The organism is Saccharothrix deserti (assembly GCF_009769385.1).
GTDB lineage: Bacteria > Actinomycetota > Actinomycetes > Mycobacteriales > Pseudonocardiaceae > Actinosynnema > Actinosynnema deserti.
Genome location: NZ_VKAB01000002.1, coordinates 476,710 through 496,764, shown reverse-complemented (window position 1 = coordinate 496,764; position 20,055 = coordinate 476,710). Strand labels below are relative to the sequence as shown.

Sequence of the window (20,055 nt, the reverse complement as noted above, 5' to 3'; positions counted from 1 at the left end):
TCCGCCAGAAGGGGTCAGCCAATGCCGAACCTGTTCGTCGCCGGCCGCTGGACGAGCGGCGCCGGGGGACGTCAGCGCGAGGTCGTCAACCCGTTCGACCAGGCGGTGATCGCGAAGGTCGACGAGGCGACCGCCGAGGACGCGCGCGAGGCCGTGCGGGCGGCGCGCCGGGCGTTCGACACCGGCGAGTGGCCGCGCTGGACCCCGCGGCAGCGCGCCGAGCTGCTGCGCCGCGTCGCCGACCTACTGGTGCGTAACAAGGCCGACATCGCCCGCTGGGAGACGCTCGACACCGGCAAGACGCTGGTCGAGAGCGAGATCGACGTGGACGACGTGGTGTCGGTGTTCCGCTACTACGCCGACCTGGCCGAAGTCGACCACACCCGACGCGTCGAGGTCGGGAATCCCGACATCGTGAGCGAGGTCGTGCACGAGCCGGTCGGCGTGTGCGTGCTGATCGCCCCGTGGAACTACCCGCTGCTCCAGGCGTCGTGGAAGATCGCGCCCGCGCTGGCCGCCGGCAACACGATCGTGGTGAAGCCGAGCGAGGTCACGCCGCTGACCACGGTGAAGCTGGTCGAGCTGATCGAGCGGGCGGGCGTGCCAGACGGGGTGGTGAACCTGATCCTCGGCGCCGGTCCCGAGGTCGGTCCGGCGCTCACCGCCGCGCCGGAAGTGGACCTGGTGTCGTTCACCGGAGGGCTGCGGACCGGCCAGGCGATCATGCGTTCGGCGGCGGACACGGTGAAGAAGATCGCGCTGGAACTGGGCGGCAAGAACCCCAACGTCGTGTTCCCCGACGCCGACTTCGAGGCGGCCGTCGACCACGCGCTGACCGGCGTGTTCCTGCACGCGGGACAGGTGTGCTCGGCCGGCACCCGGCTCATCGTCCACGAGCGGTTGCACGACGATTTCGTCGCCGAACTCGTCCGCCGCGCGGAGCGCATCCGGTTGGGCAACGGCCTGGACCCGGACAGCCGCAGCGGCCCGCTGGTCTCCGCCGAGCACCTCGCCAAGGTCGAGCGGCACGTGGCGCAGGGCCTGGCGGACGGCGCGACGCTGCTCACCGGCGGCAAGCGGCCGGACGACCCGCGGTTGCGGGCGGGGTTCTTCTACCTGCCCACGATCTTCGACGACTGCGACCGGTCGATGAGCATCGTGCAGGAGGAGACCTTCGGCCCGATCCTCACCGTCGAGCGGTTCACCACCGAGGACGAGGCCGTCGAGCTGGGCAACGACACCGACTACGGCCTGGCCGGCGCCGTGTGGTCGGGCGACCGCGACCGCGCGCGCCGGGTCGCCCGCAGGCTGCGGCACGGTACCGTGTGGATCAACGACTTCGGGCCGTACCTCCCGCAGGCCGAGTGGGGCGGTTTCAAGCGCTCCGGCATCGGCCGCGAACTCGGTCCCACCGGCCTCGCGGAGTACCAGGAGGCCAAGCACGTCTACGAGAACACCGCCCCCCGTCCGGAGCACTGGTTCACCAGAACCGGTCCGCCCGAGGAGAGGTGATCTAGTGCGCGTTTCTTACTCACTCCTATCTAATGTTGGCTATAGTGGTCAGCATGTACCGGATCAGCGAGTTCGCGCTACGTGTCGGTCGTTCCGCTTCCACTATTCGCAGGTGGGAGCGGGAAGGTCGTATCACCGCCAAGCGGACGGCGTCTGGTCAGCGGTACTTCACCGACGCCGACGTGCGGCGAGTTCTGCAACCCGGATTCGAGGAAGCAGGTCGTCAGACAGTTGTGTACTGCCGGGTTTCCACTCGCGGACAGAAAAGCGACCTGGACTCGCAGGTCCAGGCGATGGAGCGGTTCTGCCTCGGCCGTGGTCTTGCTGTCGACCGGTGGATCACCGAAGTCGGCGGCGGTATGGACCTCAAGCGCGAGAAGCTGCTCGCGGTGATGGATGCGATCGAGCGGGGCGAGATAGCCACGCTGGTCGTCGCCCACACGGACCGGTTGGCCCGGTTCGGGTTCGACTACCTGGAGCACGTGGCCGAGAAGAACGGCTGCACGATCCTGGTCGCGAACCAGGAGTCGCTGTCGCCGCTGGAAGAGCTGGTGCAGGACCTGCTGTCGATCGTGCACACGTTCTCCCACCGCCTGCACGGTCTGCGCCGCTACGAGAAGGCCCTGAGGGACGCCCTGGGCGGCGGTGGCCGGTGAAGGTCACCCGTGTCGCCTACTCCGCGGACCTCAACGCGGGCAAGTTCGAGCAGCTCGCGGAGCAGGCCCGGCGGCTCGGCGTCATCCGGTCCAAGGTGTGGCGCGAGTACGGCTCCGTCAACGGCGTCGGTGTCACGGACCGGGTCATCCGCGACCGGTGGATGGCCGACGGCACCGCCGGTGCCTTCACGGTGTTGGCGAACGCGTGGAAGGAAACGGTGCGGGACGCGGTCGCGGACATCACCGCGAATCGCGAGGCCGCCAAGGCCAGGTCCGCAAGGCCGTCCACCGGCGAACCGGGGACGCGGCGGAGCGGAGGCGGATGTTCACCGCGTTGAAGCGGGACATGTGGACCGGTGATCCGTACCTGTGCCGGTTGATGCGCCAGCACACCAGACGTGGCCGCAACCGTACCCACAACCAGATCGTGGTGCGCTCCGACCAGTACCGCACCTTCACCCTCGCGGAGCGCGGCAACGTGTGGCTGGCCGTACCCGGACTGGAGCGCCGCCGGCTGGTCACGATCCCGCTGAACACCACCGTCGCCCCCACCGGGACGCTACGACTGATCTTGCGCGCCGACCGGGTCGAGGTGCACTACACGATCGACGCGACCACCTTGACGTCGTCGAAGCGACCCTGCGGTGACCGTGAGATTGGCGTGGACAAGGGCTACAGCGAAGTCCTCACCGACTCCGACGGCCACCACCACGGCACCGAACTGGGCGAACTGCTCACCGGCGAATCGGACCACCGGAAGACGAAGAACGCTCGTCGCGCGAAGCTCCGTAGCATCGCGGGGAAAGCCATCGAACGCGGCGACCACGCGAAAGCCCGGCGTATCCGGGACAACAACCTCGGCGTGATCAAACGTCGGCGTCGCTCGGCCGCGTGGCAGCGCCGAGTCCGGGACATCACCTTCAAGGCCGCGCACGCGGTGGTCGACAAGGCCGCGCTCGTCGTGGCCGAGGACCTGACAAGAACCTTCACCGGCCGGAAACGGCTCGGTAGGAACACCAACCGGCGCCTGGCGGCCTGGACCAAGGGGGTCACCGCCGAGGCGCTGGCGAACGTGTCGGAACGCAGAGGTTCTGCGTTGCGGCTGGTCAACGCTGCCTACACGTCACAAGTCATCCCCGGCACCGACTCCTTCGGGAAACGGGCCGGGGACCGGCTTCACTGCACCCGGTGCGGGGCCGTGTGGCACGCCGACCACGCCGCTGCGATCAACATCCTGGAGCGAGCCGCCGACCCCGACATCGGCCTGCACACCCCGCACACGCGGGTGAAGCAGATCATCCAGGAACGAGATCGCCAACGGTCCAGACTGCCGGACCAGGACTCCAACACCGCAGGTCACTGCCGGTGCGGAGAGCAAAACATCCGAATCCGATCAACTCTGATCAAGGAATAGGAAGCAGCCGTCATGAGTCACGAGGTACGTGCGGTCGTCGCCCGGTCCAAGGGGGCGCCCGTCTCGGTGGAGACGATCATCGTGCCCGACCCGGGGCCCGGTGAGGCGCTGGTCCGCGTCAAGACCTGCGGCGTCTGCCACACCGACCTGCACTACAGACAGGGCGGGATCAACGACGAGTTCCCGTTCCTGCTCGGCCACGAGGCGGCCGGGACGGTGGAATCGGTCGGCGAGGGCGTCACGGACCTCGTGCCCGGCGACTTCGTGGTGCTCAACTGGCGTGCGGTGTGCGGCACGTGCCGGGCGTGCCTGCGCGGCCGGCCCTGGTACTGCTTCGCCACCCACAACGCGACCCAGCCCATGACGCTGGCCGACGGCACGCCGCTGTCGCCCGCGCTGGGCATCGGTGCGTTCGCGGAGAAGACGCTGGTGGCGGCGGGGCAGTGCACCAAGGTCGACCCGTCGGCGTCACCGGCGGCCGTTGGGCTGCTCGGGTGCGGCGTCATGGCCGGGCTGGGCGCGGCGCTCAACACCGGCGGCGTGACCAGAGGCGACTCGGTGGCCGTCATCGGCTGCGGCGGCGTGGGCGACGCGGCCATCGCCGGCGCCCGGTTGGCGGGTGCGGCCAAGATCATCGCGGTCGACGTGGACGACCGGAAGCTGGCGTGGGCCAAGGACTTCGGCGCCACGCACACGGTCAACTCGACCGGTGTGGACGCGGTCGAGGCCATCCGGGAGCTGACCGGGGGCTTCGGCGCGGACGTCGTGATCGACGCGGTCGGGCGGCCGGAGACGTGGAAGACCGCTTTCTACGCCCGTGACCTGGCGGGCACCGTGGTGCTGGTCGGCGTGCCCACCCCGGACATGAAGCTGGAGATGCCGCTGATCGACATGTTCTCGCGCGGTGGCTCGCTCAAGTCGTCCTGGTACGGAGACTGCCTGCCGTCGCGGGACTTCCCGATGCTCGTCGACCTCTACCGGCAGGGGCGGCTGGACCTGGACGCGTTCGTGTCCGAGACCATCGCGCTTGAGGACGTGGAGAAGGCGTTCGAGCGGATGCACCACGGCGACGTGCTGCGGTCGGTGGTAGTGCTGTGATCGGTGGTGGTGCTGTGATCGAGCGGGTCGTGACGTCCGGGACGTTCAGCCTCGACGGCGGGACGTGGGACGTGGACAACAACGTGTGGCTCGTCGGCGACGAGCACGAGGTCGTGGTGATCGACGCGGCGCACGACGCGTTGGCGATCGTGCGGGCGATCGGTGACCGGAGCGTCTCCGCGATCGTGTGCACCCATGCGCACGACGACCACATCGGCGCGGCGCGGGAACTGGCCAAGGCCACCGGCGCGCCCGTGCTGCTGCACCCGGACGACGAGGTGCTGTGGCGTCGCGTCCACTCGTCGTGGTCGTTCGAGCCGTTGAGCGACGGACAGGTGCTGAGTGTCGGGGGAGTGGACCTGCACGTGCTGCACACGCCGGGCCACTCACCCGGCGCGGTGTGCCTCTACGCGCCGTCGCTGGGCGCGGTGTTCACCGGCGACACGCTGTTCCAGGGCGGACCGGGTGCGACCGGGAGGTCGTTCAGCGACCACCCGACGATCATCAAGTCCATTTCGGAACGCCTGCTGACCCTGCCGCCGGAAACGGAAGTCCACACGGGTCACGGCGACTCGACCACGATCGGCGCGGAGGCCGGGAACATCGCCTAGCTCTGCGCCCGGCTCACGGTCCTAGTTGCCGAAGTAGCCGATCCTGGTGCTGATCTCGTACGCGCCCGCGAGCAGCTTCTCGGTGACGGACGCGAAGGAGTCGACGGTCAGGCGGTAGGCGGGGCCGGAGACGCTGACCGCCGCCACGACCGTGCCGCCCGCGCCGCGAATCGGGGCGGCGACCGCGTTGAGGCCGATCTCCAGTTCCTCGTTGGTCGAGGCCCAGCCCTGCTCTCGGACGGTGTCGAGTTCGGCCAAGAGCTTGGAGCGGCTGGTGATGGTGTTCGGGGTGAAGCGCTCCAGGGTGTCCAGTGCGGCGTTCAGCACCGGCTCTTCGGCCCACGCCAGGAGCACCTTGCCGCTGGACGTGGCGTGCAGCGGGGTGCGCTGGCCGATCCAGTTGCGGGTGGTCACGGCGGCGGATCCGTAGGCCTGGGTGATGTTCGTGGCCGCGCCGGAGTCCATGATGGCCAGGTTGACCGTCTCGTCCAGTTCGGTCGCCAGCCGTTCGCACACGGCCTGACCCTCGCGGGGCAGGTCCAGGGTCGCCGTGGTCGCGCCCGCCAGCCGGATGATGCCGAAGCCCAGCCGGTACTTGCCGCGGTCGCTGACCTGCTCGACCAGCCGGCGGTTCTCCAGCGCGCCGACCAGCCGGAACGCGGTCGACTTGTGCACGTCGAGCTCGGCGGCGATCTCGGTGACGCCCGCCTCGCCGCGTCGGGCCAGCAGGTCCAGGATCGCCAGCGCGCGGTCGACCGACTGGACCTGGACGGCGGGCTGTTCGTTCCCCATGGCGCAACTTTACCCAGCGGTCACGATTTTCCCCTGGTGGGACCCTTGACGGGTCGCGGTATGAGCCTCAATCTGTTGCGTATAGCACGACCAGTTGTGGATAGCACAACGGAGGCGTTCATGATCCCGGTTTGCGCCGTGCCCGACCTGCCGGTCGGCGAAGCGGTCCGCGTCGAGGCCGAAGTGCCGATCGCGGTGTTCAACGCCGACGGCGTGCTCTACGCCATCGACGACACCTGCACCCATCAGGACGCCTCCCTGGCCGACGGCTGGCTGGAGGGTTGCCTGGTCGAGTGCCCCCTGCACGCCACGTGCTTCGACCTGCGCACCGGCAGACCCACCGGACCGCCGGCGAAGAGACCCGTGCGGACGCACGAGGTGGTGGTGGAGAACGATTACGTGTACGTGCGCGTGTCCGTGCCGGCTGATTCCCCGGTTGTCGGACACGGCGAGGTGGCCTGATGCGGGCCATCACGGTGGTGGGCGCGTCGCTCGCGGGTCTGTCCGCCGCACGCGCGCTGCGGTCGCAGTCCTACGACGGCCGGATCGTGGTCGTCGGCGACGAACCGCACCGGCCCTACGACCGGCCGCCGCTGTCGAAGGAATTCCTGGCGGGCAAGGCCTCGGTCGAGGACCTCGCACTGTCCACTCCGGACGACGACGAGCTCGACGTCGACTGGTGGTTGGGGCACAAGGCGATCGCGCTCGACGCCTCGCGCCGCGCGGTCCGGCTGGACTCCGGCGAGGAGCTGGTCTCCGACGGCGTCGTGCTGGCCACCGGCGCACGGGCCCGCACCCTGCCCGGCTCGGGACTCGCGGGCGTGCACACGTTGCGGTCGTTGGACGACGCCCTCGCGTTGCGCGCCGAACTCGCCGAGGGCGGACCGCTGGTGGTGATCGGCGCCGGGTTCATCGGCGCCGAGGTCGCCTCGACGGCCCGCGCCCTGGGGCTGGACGTGACCGTGGTCGAGGCGCTGCCCACGCCGTTGGCCGGTCCGCTCGGTCCCGAGATGGGCGCGCTCGTCGCCGCCCTGCACACCGATAACGGCACCCGCCTCGTCACCGGTGTGGGCGTGGCCGGGTTCGTCGGAGCGGGCCGGGTGCGCGCGGTCCGGCTGGCCGACGACCGGGAACTGCCCGCCGCGACCGTGGTCGTCGGCGTCGGCGCGGTGCCGAACGTGGACTGGCTCGCGGGCTCCGGGGTCGAGGTGGACGGCGGCGTGCTCACCGACGCCCGGTGCGCGACCGGGGTCCCCGGGATCGTGGCCGTGGGCGACTGCGCGTTGTCGTACAACCGGTTCGCGGGCTCGGCCCTGCGGCTGGAGCACTGGACGAACGCCGTGCAGCAGCCGGAGATCGCCGCCGCGACCCTGCTCGGCCGGCGGGCCGACGTGCGGTCGGCGGCCCCTTACTTCTGGTCCGACCAGTACGGCGTGCGGCTGCAGTTCGCGGGCCACCGCCGTCCCGGCGACGCCGTCGAGATCGCCGAGGGCGACCCGGCGGAGCGGTCGTTCGCCGCCGTCTACCGGCGGGACGGGCGTTCCGTCGCCGTGCTCGCCGTCAACCGCGCCAAGCTCTTCGGCCGCCTGCGCCGCGAGCTGGCCGTCCCCGAAGCGGAGGTAGTCCGATGACGCTCGGCACGAACCTGCCACCCAGCCTCCTGGCCACGTTGTCGGGCCACTACTACACCGATCCGGCGATCTTCGAGCTGGAGCAGTCGCGGATCTTCGAGACGCACTGGTTCGCCGCGGCGCGTGCCGGCGAGATCGACACGCCGGGCAAGTTCAAGACCGTGCAGGTGGGCCGGGAGAGCGTGTTGCTGGTGCGCGGCCGGGACGGCGTGCTGAGAGCGTTCCTGAACGTCTGCCGCCACCGCGGCGCGAAGCTGTGCGTGGAGGAGTCGGGGGAGACCAAGCGGTCACTGCAATGCCCTTACCACGCCTGGACCTACGGCCTGGACGGCAAGCTCGTCGCCGCGCCCAACCTGACCAAGATGCCCGACATCGACCGGGTCGAGTACGGGCTGGTCGGCGTGCACCTGCGGGAGTGGCTGGGCTACGCCTGGGTGTGCCTGGCGGACGACCCGCCGTCCTTCGAGGACACCGTGGTCGGCGCCGCCACGGCCAGGCTCGGCGACGCGGAGCTGATCGACCGGTGGGAGGTCGACTCGCTGGAGGTCGGGCGGCGGATCGTCTACGACGTCAAGGCGAACTGGAAGCTGATCGTCGAGAACTTCATGGAGTGCTACCACTGCGCCACGATCCACCCGGAGCTGACCGAGGTGCTGCCCGAGTTCGCCGACGGGTACGCGGCGCAGTACTACGTCGGGCACGGCGCCGAGTTCGCCTCCGAGGTGCAGGGCTTCACCGTGGACGGCAGCGAGGGCTTCGGCAAGCTGGAACACCTGTCGGAGGAGCAGGACCGGCGTTACTACGCGGTCACCGTCAACCCGCAGGTGTTCATCAACCTCGTGCCCGACCACGTCATCTTCCACCGCATGTACCCGGTCGCGGCCGATCGCACGATCGTGGAGTGCGATTGGCTGTACAGCAAGGAGGTCGTCGCGACGGGTAAGGACGTCTCCCGCTCGGTCGAGCTCTTCCACCGCGTCAACCAGCAGGACTTCGACGCCTGTGAACGCTGCCAGCCCGCCATGTCGTCCCGCGTCTACCGGCGCGGCGGCGTGCTGGTGCCGAGTGAGCACCACATCGCCGCGTTCCACTCGTGGGTGACCGACAAGCTTGCGTAAGCCTTTCGGGTGTCACACGGTCGCCGCGCTTTCCAGGATGATGCCGCTGTAGTCCTCCTTGCGGATGGCACGGCCCAGTCGGCGCACCGGCAGGCTCCACACGCTCGTGTCGGCGATCAGCTTGGCCAGCTGGGCGGACTCCCAGTTGAGCTTCTGGTGGACCAGGTTGAGCTCTTCCTCGTCCGCGGTGGTCAGGTAGGAGACCGCCGACCACCACACCCGCTCCCGGTAGTGCTTCAGGCCGGTGCCGGTCAGCACGACGTCCAGGCCGTTCAGGGTCTTGCGCAGCAGGCCGATCCCGCCGCCGTAGTCGCGGGTGAGGGTTTCGGCGATCTGCGGGATCGAGCGGACCAGGATGTTGTTCACCTGGTCGTGGTCGAACTTGCGGCGGGGGAGCAGCAGGTGTGCGGCGTCGTCCCCGTGCTGCCGGAGGTTGAGGAACGTGCCGTAGGCGAGGTCGTAGTTGATGTGCGCGTTCAGCCCGAGGAGGAGGTCCTGCAGCACGGTGGAGGTCTTCTCCTCCGCCATCCGGTGGGCGAGTTTCCACGCCCGCTCCGACTCGGGGTCCCGCTCGTGCGTGGTCATCGACTGGAAGTACAGCGACGCGAAGTGACCGGCCTGGGCTCTCACCCAGTCGGCGTCGAAGAAGATCGGGTTCTTGTAGTCGCCGTACCGGTGGATCGCCGAGTGCACGTTCAGCGTGATGATGTAGTACGCCCGCAGGAACACGGCCCGGTAGTCGTTGCGCTCGTGGAAGTAGCGGAGGGCGACCTGCATGCAGGGGATCGCCTCCTCGATGGTGGCGGGCCGCTGTGCGGCGATGCTCGCGAAGTCGGTCAAGGGAACTCCCGTGGTGGGTGCGGCCGGGGGCCCTGCCGGGACCCGTGCTCAAGGAGTCCGGCAGGGGCTCGCGGATACGTCCCGGCGGGAGTTGCCCTCGGTCGGAGTAGCCGGCCTGCTTCGTCCCGAGGTTCACGGCCGATCCGTGCGACCATGGCTGTCGGGCAATCCTGCGGCACTCCGGGGGCGTGCATGGCGTCGAAGCGCAAGGGCAAGCGCAGCGTGGCACCGTACGTGGCGCTGTTGATCGCGCTGCTCATCTTCGTGCCGGCGCTCCGGGAACTGTTCGCCGACCTGTTCGCCCCGCTGCTCGACCTGCTGCTCGGGGACCTCAACCCGTTGCGCGCCTGACGCGAGGGAACGAGAGCCGCCCGTTGTCCGGCGTGGTCGCCCGCCTCGCGGAAATCGACCTGGCGCAGGTCGGCGTCGCCTTCGCGCCCACCTCGCCGGACGAGTTCGTCGACGCGCTGTGCCAGGCGTTCGAGCACATGACCGGCCCCGGACGGGCCTCGACGACCGCTCGGCTGACCCTCTTCATGGAGGCCGGCCACACGCCGGCCCTCCGGGAGTTGCTGGCACGCCCACGTGCGTCCATGGAGGCCGTGGGCACGGTCGCCCTCGCACGACTCGGCGCACGCGATCCACAGGCCGCCGCCACCGCGATCGGAGCCTGCTTCGAGGGGCACGTCGTGCAGCGCATCGCCCTGCACGACGACACCGATCCCCGCCCCACGTTCGAACTCGTCGTGCGGGCGGCACTCCACTGACAGTGGTCGGCCACCGGCGTGGGGAGGCCGGACGGGTGATGTCCGGTCGGCGGGTTAACGACGGTCGTGCCGGCCGCGACACGTCGAGAGCGCGTGCCACCCAACCGAAAGAGGGGCCATGACAACCAAGAGACGAAGACTCGTACCGGTCGCGGCGTTGGTCGCGGGACTGTGTTCCTGGGCGCCGCACGCGGCCGCCGAGACAGTCCCGACAACGTCCGCGACCGCCGGGTTCGCGGAACTGTCGGCCGAGTACAGCCAGGCGGCCGTGGCGCAGGACCCGTTGCTGGGAGACCTCTTACGCGGTCTCGGTTTGCGGTACCTCAACCAGCTCGACCCCGCCAAGGTGTACGGCATCGACCGGACCACCAAGGAGATCACGGTCGAAGATCCCCGCAGCGCCGATGAGGTCGGCACCGCGGGCGTCTTCTTCGGCCTGGGCAGCGTCGTCTCCACCATCCGGGCCGCGGGCAACGACATCATCGGCCAGGGCAAGACCGTCGTCACCTGCCCGTTCGGCGCGCAGACCGCCGCCGTCAGCGGGTTCATGGCGTCCACGGTGTCCCGTGACCCCGTCGGCGGTATCCGCAACGGGTTCATCTTCGCGGACGACTTCCTGACCACCGGCGCCCAAGTGGACTTCCGGATCCTCAAGGCCGCGGGCGGCGCCCGCAACCCGATCAACCGCACGGCCATGGAGACCACGCACACCGGTTCGTGCGGTGGCGAGGTCAAGGTCCAGAACGTCGTCGCCACCTGGCCGCCGTTGCGGGTCGACCTGGCCGTCGACGACACCGGCTCGATGAGCAACGAGCTCGCCGGCGTGAAGACGGCGTTGGCCGACTTCATCGGCTCCCGCAACACCGACTACGACCAGGTGCAGCGCGGTGTCTCCTACGAGCTGATCAGCTTCAAGGACGGCCCCACGCTGCGGCTGGCCAACACCGAGGACACCGCCGCCGCCATCTCCGCGGTCAACGGCCTGTTCCCCGGTGGCGGCGGCGACTGCCCCGAGGACTCCCTCGGCGCGGTGAACATGGCACTGGACAGGCTGGCCGCCGACGAGGACAGCGCGGGCGAGATCGTCCTGGTGACCGACGCGTCACCGCACAGCGGCGACATCAGCTCCGCCGTCGCGCGGGCGCGGAGCCTGGGCGTGCCCGTCCACGTGATGCTGTCCGGTGACTGCGCCGCGGCCGCCGCCGGTCTCGGCACGGCGGCGGCCACACCGTCCGCTCGCGTCGTCTTCGAGCAACTAGCCAAGGAAACCGGTGGACTGTTCTTCTTCCGCCCCGGCGGGACGGCCGCCGACTACGCCGAGATCCTGCGGCAGATCTTCGAAGAGGCCGTGAGCCCCGGCGACGTCGTGGCGCCCACCGTCACCGTGACCGCGACGCCCACCAGCATCTGGCCGCCGAACCACCGCATGGTCCGGGTCGACACCACGGTCACCGCGACCGACGACACCGACCCCGCCCCGGTCGTCAGCCTGGTCGGCGTCACCAGCACCGAACCCGATGACGGCCAAGGCGACGGCACCACCGCCGACGACATCGAGGTGACCCCGGACGGCCAGATCCACGTCAGGGCCGAACGCAGCGGCTCCGGCGGCGGTCGCATCTACACGGTCACCTACCAGGCGACCGACAAGGCGGGCAACACCGGCTACGGCTCCGTCGACATCGTGGTCCCCCACAACCGGTAAGGCACCCCTGAAGCCAAGGCACCCCTGAAGCCGTGCCGCCCGGTGCACGTCCACCGTGCACCGGGCTACCCGGTGGCCCGTCCACCGCAGGGGAAGTTCAACCACTCGTCCCCCTCGATGTTCTTCCGCACGGTTTCGAGTTGTGCCAGCGCGGTGTCCAAGCGGGTCGGGTCGTTGACGTACTCGAGCGCCGCCCGGTAGAACGCGGTGCGCATCACCCCCGGCATCAGGTCCGACGCGTCGAAGCAGAACGTGCCCGACGAGGTCAGCGTGGTGGCGATCTTCCTGCTCACGTCGTCGGCGTACACCGCCGTCGGCACCTTGCGGTTCACCGAGAACGCCCCGCCTTTGCCCGGCCAGATCTCCTGGCCCCGCGCGGAGGCGAGGAACCTGATCAGCTTCTCCGACTCGGGCGTGCGGTTGAACATCGCCGCCAGGTCGGCCGAGACCTCCCACGCCCGGTCGCCGACCGTGGACGAGGGGAACGGGAAGAAGTCGAAGTCCTCCCCGGCGACGAGCGGCATGTCGTAGCCCTTGTACGTGCTCATGGCGAAGGTGCCCTGGTGGTCCAGCAGGCAGCCGACCGGCTGGTCGAAGAGGCCTCGGCCGGCGTCCCCGAAATCGGTGAGCAGCACGGACTTCGGCCCGCCGCGCACCGCGGTCGGCCCGGCGAGCTGTCCCCACGTCAGCCAAGCCCGCTTGACCGGCTCCGACGTCCACTCCAGCCGGCCGCCCGCCCACTGCCCGTACACGTCGGGTCCGGCCTGCTGCAACAGGATGTTCTCCACCCAGTCGGTCCCCGGCCAACCCGAGTCGGGGGTGGAGCCCATCCCCATGCACCACGGCGTCGCGCCCCTGCCGGCGATATCGCGGAGGAACGCCGACAGCTCCTCCTCGGTGGCGGGCTTCGGTCCCGGCAGGCGTTTCGGGTTGAACCAGACGGTGCCCTTGAGGTCGGCCTTCACCGCGACGCCGTAACGGCGATCGGTGGCCGCCCGTTCCAGGTCCACCCACTGACCGCTGTACTCGTCGGTCTGCGGACCGAGCACGTCGTCGAGCGCCTGCAGGTAGTCGTCGCGCGCGTAGTTGGCCAGCTCGCCGGGACTCGGCAGCACCGCCAGGTCGGGCGGTGTCCCTTGCTGCACCTCGGATCGCAACACCTGGCTGAGCGCGCGGGTCCCGCTGTACTCGACGTCGATGTTCTCCTCCGCCTCGAACTCCGCCAGCACGGCCTCGAAACTCTTCTCCTCCTCGCCGGTCCAGGAGCCGAGGACCGTGACGGTGGGCAGGGAACCGGCGCCCGCGCACCCGGACAGGCCGGCCGCCGCGAGCAACGCGGTGAGCAGTAGTGCCGTTGTCCTGGTCATCGTCGCCTGTGCCTGTACTCCTCGAGACGGGGCAGGAACCCGAGCCACACCAGCACCGCGATCAGCAGGGCGCCGGCCGGGATCAGGAGTTCCAGGTCCGCGGCGCCGTTCGCCGCGGCGATCTTGTCGTTGACCTGCTCGACCTGCCGGGTCAGCTCCAGGTCGGTGGGCCGGGTCCCGGCGTCGGCCGCGCGGAGTTCGGAGATGAACTCGGTGACGGTGTAGCCGCACCCGCCGTCCGCGCCCCGGCACTCGCCGGTCACCAGGTCGCTGAGCGCCTGTTGGCCGACGGCCGCCGTGGCGGACGTCCGGTTCTCCCAAGTGCCGACGAGGGCACGCAGGTCACCGTCCGCGCCCTCGACCCGGTGCTGTGCGACCAAACCGTGCCCGGTGATCACGCACACGGCCGCCAGGACCACCGTGGCCAGCAGGAGGGCCGGGTTGAACACGCGGCGGAACCGCTTGGCGTGGAACACCTGCGCGCCGACCAGGAGGCCGAACAGCAGGACCACCGGCACGGCGAGCGACGCGGTCCGCCACGGTGACGTCGAGCTTTCCGCCAGCTGGCTGTCCAGCGCGTCCCGCTGCACCCGCACGAGCTGGTCGAGCTGCGCCAGCACGCCGCTGTTCTCCGCGTGCAGCAGTCGGGAGGCGTACCAGAGGTCGATCGTGGCCAGGCCGCTGTCCTGCCGGTGGTGCGCGTCCGCCTGCCCGATCCACCCGGTGTAGGCGACCAGCAGTCCTTCCACGACCTGGATCTGCTCGCTGCCGGCGTCGCCGGCGACGTTGTCCTCCGCGACCTGGGCGAGGCTCTGGCTCGCCGCCGCGATCCGGTTCTGGTAGCGGTCGCCCGGTCCCGAGAGCCTCGCCTCACCGGTGACGAAGCTGTTGATCGCCAACTGGTCGGCCTCCACGAGTGCCGACTTCGCGGCCGACGCCGCCAACAGCGCGCGGGACGTCCGGGTGTCCACCGTGTCGATGGTGTCGTGGACGCTGTCGAAGGCGGCCCACGAGAACGCCGCCACCACCGCGGTCGTCGCGAGAAGGCCCGCGAGCAGCGACCGCAGTGCCGTCCGGGTCTTCCACCGCGCCCGCAGCCGGCGGCGGACGCGGTGCAGCGGCCCGGGGAGGGGGGAGGGGCGCAGAGCGGTCACGGGGACGCCTCGATGCGTTGGCGGCACCCCTCGCAGAACACCGATCCGGGCGGCCACACCAGCTCGCAGTTCGGGCAGACGACGTCCGGCCCTTCGGGCTCCGCGACCTCCTCCACCTCGACCCGCGGGGCGCGGCTGGACTTCACCGAGCCCATCGCGCCGCTGAGGAGGTCGTGCGGCGAGAGCGACGACTTGACCCGAACCACGCCGGCTGCCGGCTCGCCGACGACGTCCACCAGCCTGCCGAGCCGCCGCAGGACCTCCGCGTTGCCCGTCGCGGACGCGAGCGCCACGGCCTGTCCCCACTGCTCCTCGGCGCGCCGCACGTTCCCGGCGTCGTAGGCCTCGTAGCCGGCCATCATCGCCGTCCCGAGGTCGGTCTGCTTGCTGTAGTGGGCGACCAGCGGGTGGATCACGCTGGAGAGCTTGAACTCGTTGGTCCACCGCACCTGGATCACGCCCGGCTCGCCCCGAGCCGTGCCGGGGTGGTCGACTTCGAGGTCGACCCGGGCGGCCTGGACCTCCTCGTTCAGCGGCGCGTCACCCCTGGTCACGTCCAGGCACACGTGGAAGTCCCGGCTCTCCTCGCCCCACGCGCCGGTCGAGAACACCGTCGTGCGCGGGTCGACCCTGGTGCCGAGCTCGGTCAGGTCCGCCTGCGTGGGCAGCACCTGCTTGACGAACCGCAGCCGGGCGGACCGCCCGGTCCGGATCCGGATCCGGACGTCCGGCACCACCTTGTCCATCGCCGTGCGCATCATCGCGGTGAAGTCGGCCACCAGCTCCTCGCCGGCCCGGACGGCGTCGGCGGACCCGTGCAGCACGGACACGATGCGCAGCAGCTCCTCGGGCGACCAGTCCGCCCCGACACCGCGCGCGTCGCAGGTGAAGCGCCCCTCGCAGGCCGCGAGCACGGCGTCCAGCTGCTGCCTGGTCTCGTGCTCGTTGCGCCCGTCGGTGAGCAGCATGACGTGCCGGATCGCGGACGGGTGGGCGGCCAGCAGCCGGTCCGCCAGGCGCAGCCACGTGCCGATGGCGGTGCCGCCGTCGGGTCTCAGCCGGCGCACCGCCTGCTTCGCCACCGCCCTGGACTCGGCCGTGGCCGCGACGAGCCGCCCGCCCTTCGGGTACACCTCGCGCGCGGTGTCGGTGCCCGCGATCACGGCGAAGAACACGCCGTCGCGCAACGCGTCGATCGCGGCGGAGGCCGCCTCCCGCGCCGAGGCGATCTTCGTCGGCGGGTAGAGCATGGAACTGGAGCAGTCGATGGCGATCACCTCGGCGGCGTCGGCCGCACCCGGTCCCACGAGGCCGCCGAGCCCTTCCGCCGTGACGGTCAGCACGGCGTGCATCTCCGCGTCGCCCGGTGACAGGTACTCGTTCTGCTCCACCGCCAGGGTGATCCGGGGCTGCGTTCCTGAGGTCATACCCACGTCCTCGGACGAGTCTTGTTGGCCAGGTCGATCAGGAGACCGAGGTCGTCGGCGTCGTCGGCCTGCCCGGCCAACGCCCGGTACGACTGCGCGAGCTTCCCGCTCAGCTGCTTCTCGCTGGGCTCCTTCTTGCCGGGCTTCTTGCCGGGCCCGTCGCCGAACAGCGCGCCCGCGGGCAGCACGACCGGGTTGTCGACCGACTCGAACGCGGCTTCGCGCAGGATCGCGGTCATCCGGTCACGGGCGGGTCCGGTCGGAGCGCCGCCGTCCAGGTAGAGCCCGGACAACCGTTCCGCGGCCTTGCGCAGGTCGGCCGGGTCGGGTTCACCCCGTTCGCCCTCGTCGGCTGATCCCAGCCTGCCGGAGAGCACGACCACGGCCGCGACCGCGGCGGCGTCGTAGTGCCGCGACACCTTCGGCACCTCGTCCAGCAACGCCACGGCGCCGGCCCGATCACGTCGGGCGAGCCGGATGCGGGCCAACCCGAAGACGGCGCTGCCCTGCGACCGGTCGCGCCGCCACACCGCCTCGTAGAGCCTCTCCGCGCGGAACGGATCACCGCCGTGCTCGGCGCAGAACCCGAGCGCGAGCTTCGGCGCGTCCTCACCCGGCAGGGCGTCGTACACGGCGTCGAACTCCGACCGGGCCGCGCCGACGTCGCCCCGGGCCAGCGCGAGCAGCCCCCTGTGCCAGGCGATCCGCCAGTCGTCGGTCACCAGGTCCCCGGCCGCGCGCAGGTCGTCCGCCGCGTGGTCGAGTTCCGCCAACTCCAGGTGCGCCCGGCAGCGGGCGAACAGGACCTCGGGGGTGTCGAGCCCGGCCGTCGACAGCTTGTCGAGCAGCCGACGCGGCTCGGACGCGCCGGCGGCCGTCACGACGTCGGCGGCGGCGTCGTCGGGATCGACCCGCGGCACGGGCAGCCCGACCGCGACCGCGCCGGGGGTGGGGCGGCCGTCCGGCAGCGACTCGCCGGTGCCGCGGTACTCCTCGGGCCGGGTCCAGCGGGCCAGCGGCGGCACCGAGCCGAGCCCGTCGTCGAGCAGCGCCGCCGTGGGCGTGAACGTGGTGGACGGCTCGGGTCGGGCGACCCCGTCGCGCAGCGAGGCGAACTCCCGGAGCACGCCGTCGAGCTGGTCGAGCATCTCCCGGGCCGACCCGAACCGCCGGTCGGGATTCGTGTGGGCCGCGCGCTTCCAGAGCCGTTCGAACGACTCCAGCCCGATCGCGAGGGGACTCGGGTCGTTCGCGGGGCGGTACACCTCGCCCCAGTCGACGCTGGCGTGGAACAGCCGATCCAGCATCACACCGACGGTGTGCAGGTCGGACCGCACGGTCAGCCCGCGTGCGGTGTCCGCTTCGGGCGCCTCGTACCCCTCCGTGCCGATCTTCGGCGAGACGTGGTCGCCGATCCTGCGCACCGCGCCGAGGTCGATCAGCTTCACCCGGCTCTCGTGCTCGCCCCGGTTGCCGGGCCGGACGATCACGTTGGCCGGCTTCATGTCGCAGTAGAGGAACCCGCGGCCGTGCAGGTACTCGAACGCCTCCAGGACGTACCTGACGCAGGTGAGGATGTGCTCCACCCGCAACGGCTCGCGCCCGAGCGCGGACCGCTTCTGGACCTCGCTGAGCTCCAGGCCGTCGACGTACTCCATCACGATGTAGTCGCGCGACTCGCCGGTCCGGGCATCGCGGTGCGACACGAAGTTGAAGATCCGCACGATGTTCTTGTGGTCCATGGTGGTCAACGCACGGCGTTCGGCCACGGCCAGTCGGGTGTCGCGCGCGTCGATCAAACCCTTGAGCACCACGAGGTTGCCGTCCAGGTGCGTGTCGCGCGCGAGGTAGACCCAGCCGAGGCCGCCGCGGGCGAAGCACCCCAACACCTCGTACTGGTCGGCCACCACGGTGCCCTCGTGCAGCGTCGGCAGGAACGAGTACGGGTGACCGCACCGGCGGCAGACCCCCTCGGCGAGCCCCGGGCTCCCCTTGTAGCTGCGGCCGATCGGGGCACCGCACCTGCCGCACACGCGGCTGCTCTCCGACACCTCCGCGTCGGTGCGGATGCGGCTCGACGGATCGGGGAACTCGAAGACGGGCAACGACAACGCGTCGCCCGCACCCTGCCGGCTGCTGCCGGGGTCCACCGCGGCCTCACCGCTCAACGGCCGCCGGTCGCACGTGTCGCAGAAGCCCGTCTCCTCCACGGTTCCGCCGCAGCCGGGCCGGTTGCACGGGGTCATGCCCGCTCCTCCCGCCGCACCGCGAGCGCGTACGCCAGGACCGTGTCCTTCACGGCGTCCAGATCGGGTGGCGATTGCCGCAGCAACCCGGTGGCCGTGCGGTGGAGGGCCACGAGGTCGGCGCGCTCGGCGATCCGGCGCTTCACCGCCTTCGCCAGGTAGACACCGAGCAGCTTCTCCTGTTCGTGGAGTTCGCGCGGCACGTCGCCGGGATCGGCGTCCGCCTCGATGGCGGCCACCTCGCGGGTGAACTCCTCCAGCCGCGGTCGCACTTCCGCCGGGCCCAGGCGACTGGCGATGATCCGCAGCTCGGTCACCCGCTGCCGCAGCCTTGCCGCCCGGTCGCCGCCGCGCCGCACGACCACCCGGGTCAGGTCGTCCAGGCGCTGGTCGACCTCCCACGTCCAGGCCGCGGCCAGGCTGGGCGACGACTCGTGCCGGAACCCGAGGATGAGCCGGGTCCCGTGCTCCGCGAGCGGTCGCAGCACGCCGTTCAGCAACTCGTCGGGGTCGACGGCCTCGTCCACGCCGTCCACCGCGACCGTCATCGGCGGGATGCCCGCCCGGACCAGCGCGCTCGACCCGACCCGCTCGTCCACGGCGATCCCCACCCGGCGCACGATCCGCCGCGCCACCTCGTCCGCGGTCCGGCCCGAGGCGTCCACCGCCAGGTCGATGCTGCCGACGGCCGGCACCGTGCCCTCCGGCGCGTCGGGGGCGACCAACCGCGACTCCCGGTCGGACAACGCCACCAGCCGGTACAGCTCCCGCCGGTCCGCGCCCACCACCGTGATCACGACATCACCGCGGTCACCCCGGGCCAGCCAGTCCGCCAGCGCTTTTGCCACACCGACCCGCGAGACCTCGGCCTCGGCCCGGCCGCTGAACACCTCGTCGGCGGCGGATTCCCCGGTCACCCACCGATCCACCTCGGGCAGGTGCGAGAGGATCGTCTCCACCGGGATCATCCACGACAGGCTCGCCTGCGCCTGCGTCTTGTCCTTGTACTCGCTGACCACGATGCCGAGCACGGCGCCGGTCTGCTCGTCGACGACCCCGCTGCCGCTGAACCCGCGACGCACCCGTTGCTCGACGCCGGACCGGGCGTTCATCTGGATCCACTCCGACCCGGGACCGGCCCGGCCCGCGAGCACCGTGCGCGCGTAGACACCGTCCCCGACCCCCTCGGGGAACCCGAACACGTGCACGGCGCGGTCCCAGCTCACCGCCGCCCGGCTCAACACGGCCCCGTCACCGGGTAACTCGCGATCCAGTTCGAGCAGCGCCACGTCACCGCGACCGTCCGGCAGCGTCGGCACGCTGTGGCGTCCGACGGCCCGCGCGGTGGTGGAACCGGCTCGCACCACGACGTCGTCGCCGATGTCGGACACGACGTGGGCACACGTCAGCACGTGCCGCTGCCCCAGTTGAACCCCGGCACCATGGGTGCGGCCCTCGGTGTCGACGAGGCGCACCCGCCACTGTTCGTCGTCGGACGAACGTCGCTGTCCAGCCGCCACGGCGCGACCATACGGCGCGGGGTTACCCGCCCGAGGCAAGTCACGGATCAACCGCTCGAATGGCCCAAAGGCGCGTTCCGCTCCCGCGGCGGCCCGTCGCGGTGCGCCGACGAGCGGACCGGCACCGCCTTTTCGTTTGTTCATAATTGTGAATCCGAAGGATTTGCGACGGAAACATTGCGCGTTTCCAAAGGGGT

At 70.8% G+C, this 20,055-nt stretch carries 19 protein-coding genes; 12 read left to right on the top strand and 7 right to left on the bottom strand.

From position 1 onward, the window contains the following. The first annotated feature begins 21 nt into the window (after window positions 1-21). The 6 genes from FM051_RS16975 to FM051_RS16955 are packed head-to-tail and all read left to right on the top strand — an operon-like array spanning window position 22 to window position 5,291. Entirely contained in the window at window positions 22-1,512 is a 1,491-nt protein-coding gene (locus FM051_RS16975; RefSeq protein WP_158843979.1) for an aldehyde dehydrogenase family protein, read from the top strand. 44 nt (window positions 1,513-1,556) lie between these two features. After that, window positions 1,557-2,168 (top strand): IS607 family transposase, encoded by a 612-nt coding sequence (locus FM051_RS16970; RefSeq protein WP_158843977.1) that lies wholly within the window; start codon window positions 1,557-1,559, stop codon window positions 2,166-2,168. Next, entirely contained in the window at window positions 2,165-2,506 is a 342-nt protein-coding gene (locus FM051_RS50535) for a hypothetical protein (RefSeq protein WP_202918875.1), read from the top strand. Before FM051_RS16970 ends, FM051_RS50535 begins: the two co-directional genes overlap by 4 nt. Beyond that, window positions 2,491-3,582, top strand: coding sequence for a zinc ribbon domain-containing protein (locus tag FM051_RS16965; protein ID WP_202918874.1), 1,092 nt, complete (start codon window positions 2,491-2,493; stop codon window positions 3,580-3,582). Before FM051_RS50535 ends, FM051_RS16965 begins: the two co-directional genes overlap by 16 nt. A gap of 12 nt (window positions 3,583-3,594) precedes the next feature. After that, the gene (locus tag FM051_RS16960) at window positions 3,595-4,680 is read left to right on the top strand and encodes an S-(hydroxymethyl)mycothiol dehydrogenase (RefSeq protein WP_158843975.1); all 1,086 of its coding nucleotides are present in this window, start codon (window positions 3,595-3,597) and stop codon (window positions 4,678-4,680) included. A 14-nt stretch (window positions 4,681-4,694) separates the two neighbouring features. Further along, on the top strand, window positions 4,695-5,291 hold the full coding sequence (locus FM051_RS16955; RefSeq protein ID WP_158843973.1) for an MBL fold metallo-hydrolase: 597 nt from the start codon (window positions 4,695-4,697) through the stop codon (window positions 5,289-5,291). Between the two features lie 21 nt (window positions 5,292-5,312). Here FM051_RS16955 and FM051_RS16950 read toward each other — a convergent pair whose 3' ends face one another. Further along, entirely contained in the window at window positions 5,313-6,083 is a 771-nt protein-coding gene (locus tag FM051_RS16950; protein WP_158843971.1) for an IclR family transcriptional regulator, read from the bottom strand. 120 nt (window positions 6,084-6,203) lie between these two features. On the opposite strand from FM051_RS16950, the gene FM051_RS16945 reads away from it, so the two are divergent. From FM051_RS16945 to FM051_RS16935, 3 genes are read left to right on the top strand one after another with little or no spacing between them, the layout of a single operon-like run. Next, on the top strand, window positions 6,204-6,545 hold the full coding sequence (locus FM051_RS16945; RefSeq protein WP_158843969.1) for a bifunctional 3-phenylpropionate/cinnamic acid dioxygenase ferredoxin subunit: 342 nt from the start codon (window positions 6,204-6,206) through the stop codon (window positions 6,543-6,545). Then, entirely contained in the window at window positions 6,545-7,714 is a 1,170-nt protein-coding gene (locus FM051_RS16940) for an NAD(P)/FAD-dependent oxidoreductase (RefSeq protein ID WP_158843967.1), read from the top strand. Before FM051_RS16945 ends, FM051_RS16940 begins: the two co-directional genes overlap by 1 nt. Then, window positions 7,711-8,832 (top strand): aromatic ring-hydroxylating oxygenase subunit alpha, encoded by a 1,122-nt coding sequence (locus tag FM051_RS16935; protein ID WP_158843964.1) that lies wholly within the window; start codon window positions 7,711-7,713, stop codon window positions 8,830-8,832. Before FM051_RS16940 ends, FM051_RS16935 begins: the two co-directional genes overlap by 4 nt. A 12-nt stretch (window positions 8,833-8,844) precedes the next feature. Here the strand turns inward: FM051_RS16935 and FM051_RS16930 are convergent, their stop codons facing one another. Next, window positions 8,845-9,672, bottom strand: a complete 828-nt coding sequence (locus FM051_RS16930; protein WP_158843962.1) for a DUF5995 family protein — start codon at window positions 9,670-9,672, stop codon at window positions 8,845-8,847. 192 nt (window positions 9,673-9,864) lie between these two features. Here FM051_RS16930 and FM051_RS16925 point away from each other — a divergent pair, with 192 nt between their 5' ends. The 3 genes from FM051_RS16925 (at window position 9,865) to FM051_RS16915 (ending at window position 12,144) form a co-directional block, all read left to right on the top strand. Continuing rightward, on the top strand, window positions 9,865-10,023 hold the full coding sequence (locus FM051_RS16925; protein ID WP_238412442.1) for a hypothetical protein: 159 nt from the start codon (window positions 9,865-9,867) through the stop codon (window positions 10,021-10,023). Between the two features lie 32 nt (window positions 10,024-10,055). Beyond that, window positions 10,056-10,439, top strand: coding sequence for a hypothetical protein (locus FM051_RS16920; RefSeq protein ID WP_238412453.1), 384 nt, complete (start codon window positions 10,056-10,058; stop codon window positions 10,437-10,439). Between the two features lie 118 nt (window positions 10,440-10,557). Then, a complete protein-coding gene (locus FM051_RS16915; RefSeq protein WP_158843958.1) occupies window positions 10,558-12,144 on the top strand; it encodes a vWA domain-containing protein in 1,587 nt (528 codons plus the stop codon). A gap of 65 nt (window positions 12,145-12,209) precedes the next feature. On the opposite strand, the gene FM051_RS16910 is transcribed toward FM051_RS16915, so the two are convergent. Genes FM051_RS16910 through FM051_RS16890 form a run of 5 tightly spaced genes read right to left on the bottom strand, consistent with a single transcriptional unit; the run spans window position 12,210 to window position 19,858 of the window. Continuing rightward, window positions 12,210-13,511: an ABC transporter substrate-binding protein gene (locus FM051_RS16910; protein ID WP_158843956.1), complete on the bottom strand. Its 1,302-nt coding sequence runs from the start codon at window positions 13,509-13,511 to the stop codon at window positions 12,210-12,212. Beyond that, entirely contained in the window at window positions 13,508-14,665 is a 1,158-nt protein-coding gene (locus FM051_RS16905; RefSeq protein WP_158843954.1) for a hypothetical protein, read from the bottom strand. The genes FM051_RS16910 and FM051_RS16905 overlap by 4 nt, the downstream gene beginning before the upstream one ends. Then, a complete protein-coding gene (locus FM051_RS16900; protein ID WP_158843952.1) occupies window positions 14,662-16,092 on the bottom strand; it encodes a VWA domain-containing protein in 1,431 nt (476 codons plus the stop codon). Before FM051_RS16900 ends, FM051_RS16905 begins: the two co-directional genes overlap by 4 nt. Beyond that, window positions 16,089-18,338 carry a serine/threonine-protein kinase gene (locus FM051_RS16895; RefSeq protein WP_158843950.1) on the bottom strand — a complete coding sequence of 750 codons (2,250 nt, stop codon included), beginning with the start codon at window positions 18,336-18,338 and terminating at the stop codon, window positions 16,089-16,091. The genes FM051_RS16900 and FM051_RS16895 overlap by 4 nt, the downstream gene beginning before the upstream one ends. Then, a complete protein-coding gene (locus FM051_RS16890) occupies window positions 18,335-19,858 on the bottom strand; it encodes a S1 family peptidase (protein WP_158843948.1) in 1,524 nt (507 codons plus the stop codon). The genes FM051_RS16895 and FM051_RS16890 overlap by 4 nt, the downstream gene beginning before the upstream one ends. Window positions 19,859-20,055: the final 197 nt, after the last annotated feature.

What these genes read in the sequence shown, in the direction of transcription:
- FM051_RS16945 (WP_158843969.1), top strand. Translation starts at nt 6,204, where the DNA reads ATGATCCCGGTTTGCGCCGTGCCCGACCTGCCGGTCGGCGAAGCGGTC.
- FM051_RS16910 (WP_158843956.1), bottom strand. Translation starts at nt 13,511, where the DNA reads ATGACCAGGACAACGGCACTACTGCTCACCGCGTTGCTCGCGGCGGCC.
- FM051_RS16960 (WP_158843975.1), top strand. Translation starts at nt 3,595, where the DNA reads ATGAGTCACGAGGTACGTGCGGTCGTCGCCCGGTCCAAGGGGGCGCCC.
- FM051_RS16925 (WP_238412442.1), top strand. Translation starts at nt 9,865, where the DNA reads ATGGCGTCGAAGCGCAAGGGCAAGCGCAGCGTGGCACCGTACGTGGCG.
- FM051_RS16900 (WP_158843952.1), bottom strand. Translation starts at nt 16,092, where the DNA reads ATGACCTCAGGAACGCAGCCCCGGATCACCCTGGCGGTGGAGCAGAAC.
- FM051_RS16950 (WP_158843971.1), bottom strand. Translation starts at nt 6,083, where the DNA reads ATGGGGAACGAACAGCCCGCCGTCCAGGTCCAGTCGGTCGACCGCGCG.
- FM051_RS16965 (WP_202918874.1), top strand. Translation starts at nt 2,491, where the DNA reads ATGTTCACCGCGTTGAAGCGGGACATGTGGACCGGTGATCCGTACCTG.
- FM051_RS16940 (WP_158843967.1), top strand. Translation starts at nt 6,545, where the DNA reads ATGCGGGCCATCACGGTGGTGGGCGCGTCGCTCGCGGGTCTGTCCGCC.
- FM051_RS16975 (WP_158843979.1), top strand. Translation starts at nt 22, where the DNA reads ATGCCGAACCTGTTCGTCGCCGGCCGCTGGACGAGCGGCGCCGGGGGA.
- FM051_RS16935 (WP_158843964.1), top strand. Translation starts at nt 7,711, where the DNA reads ATGACGCTCGGCACGAACCTGCCACCCAGCCTCCTGGCCACGTTGTCG.
- FM051_RS16915 (WP_158843958.1), top strand. Translation starts at nt 10,558, where the DNA reads ATGACAACCAAGAGACGAAGACTCGTACCGGTCGCGGCGTTGGTCGCG.
- FM051_RS16895 (WP_158843950.1), bottom strand. Translation starts at nt 18,338, where the DNA reads ATGACCCCGTGCAACCGGCCCGGCTGCGGCGGAACCGTGGAGGAGACG.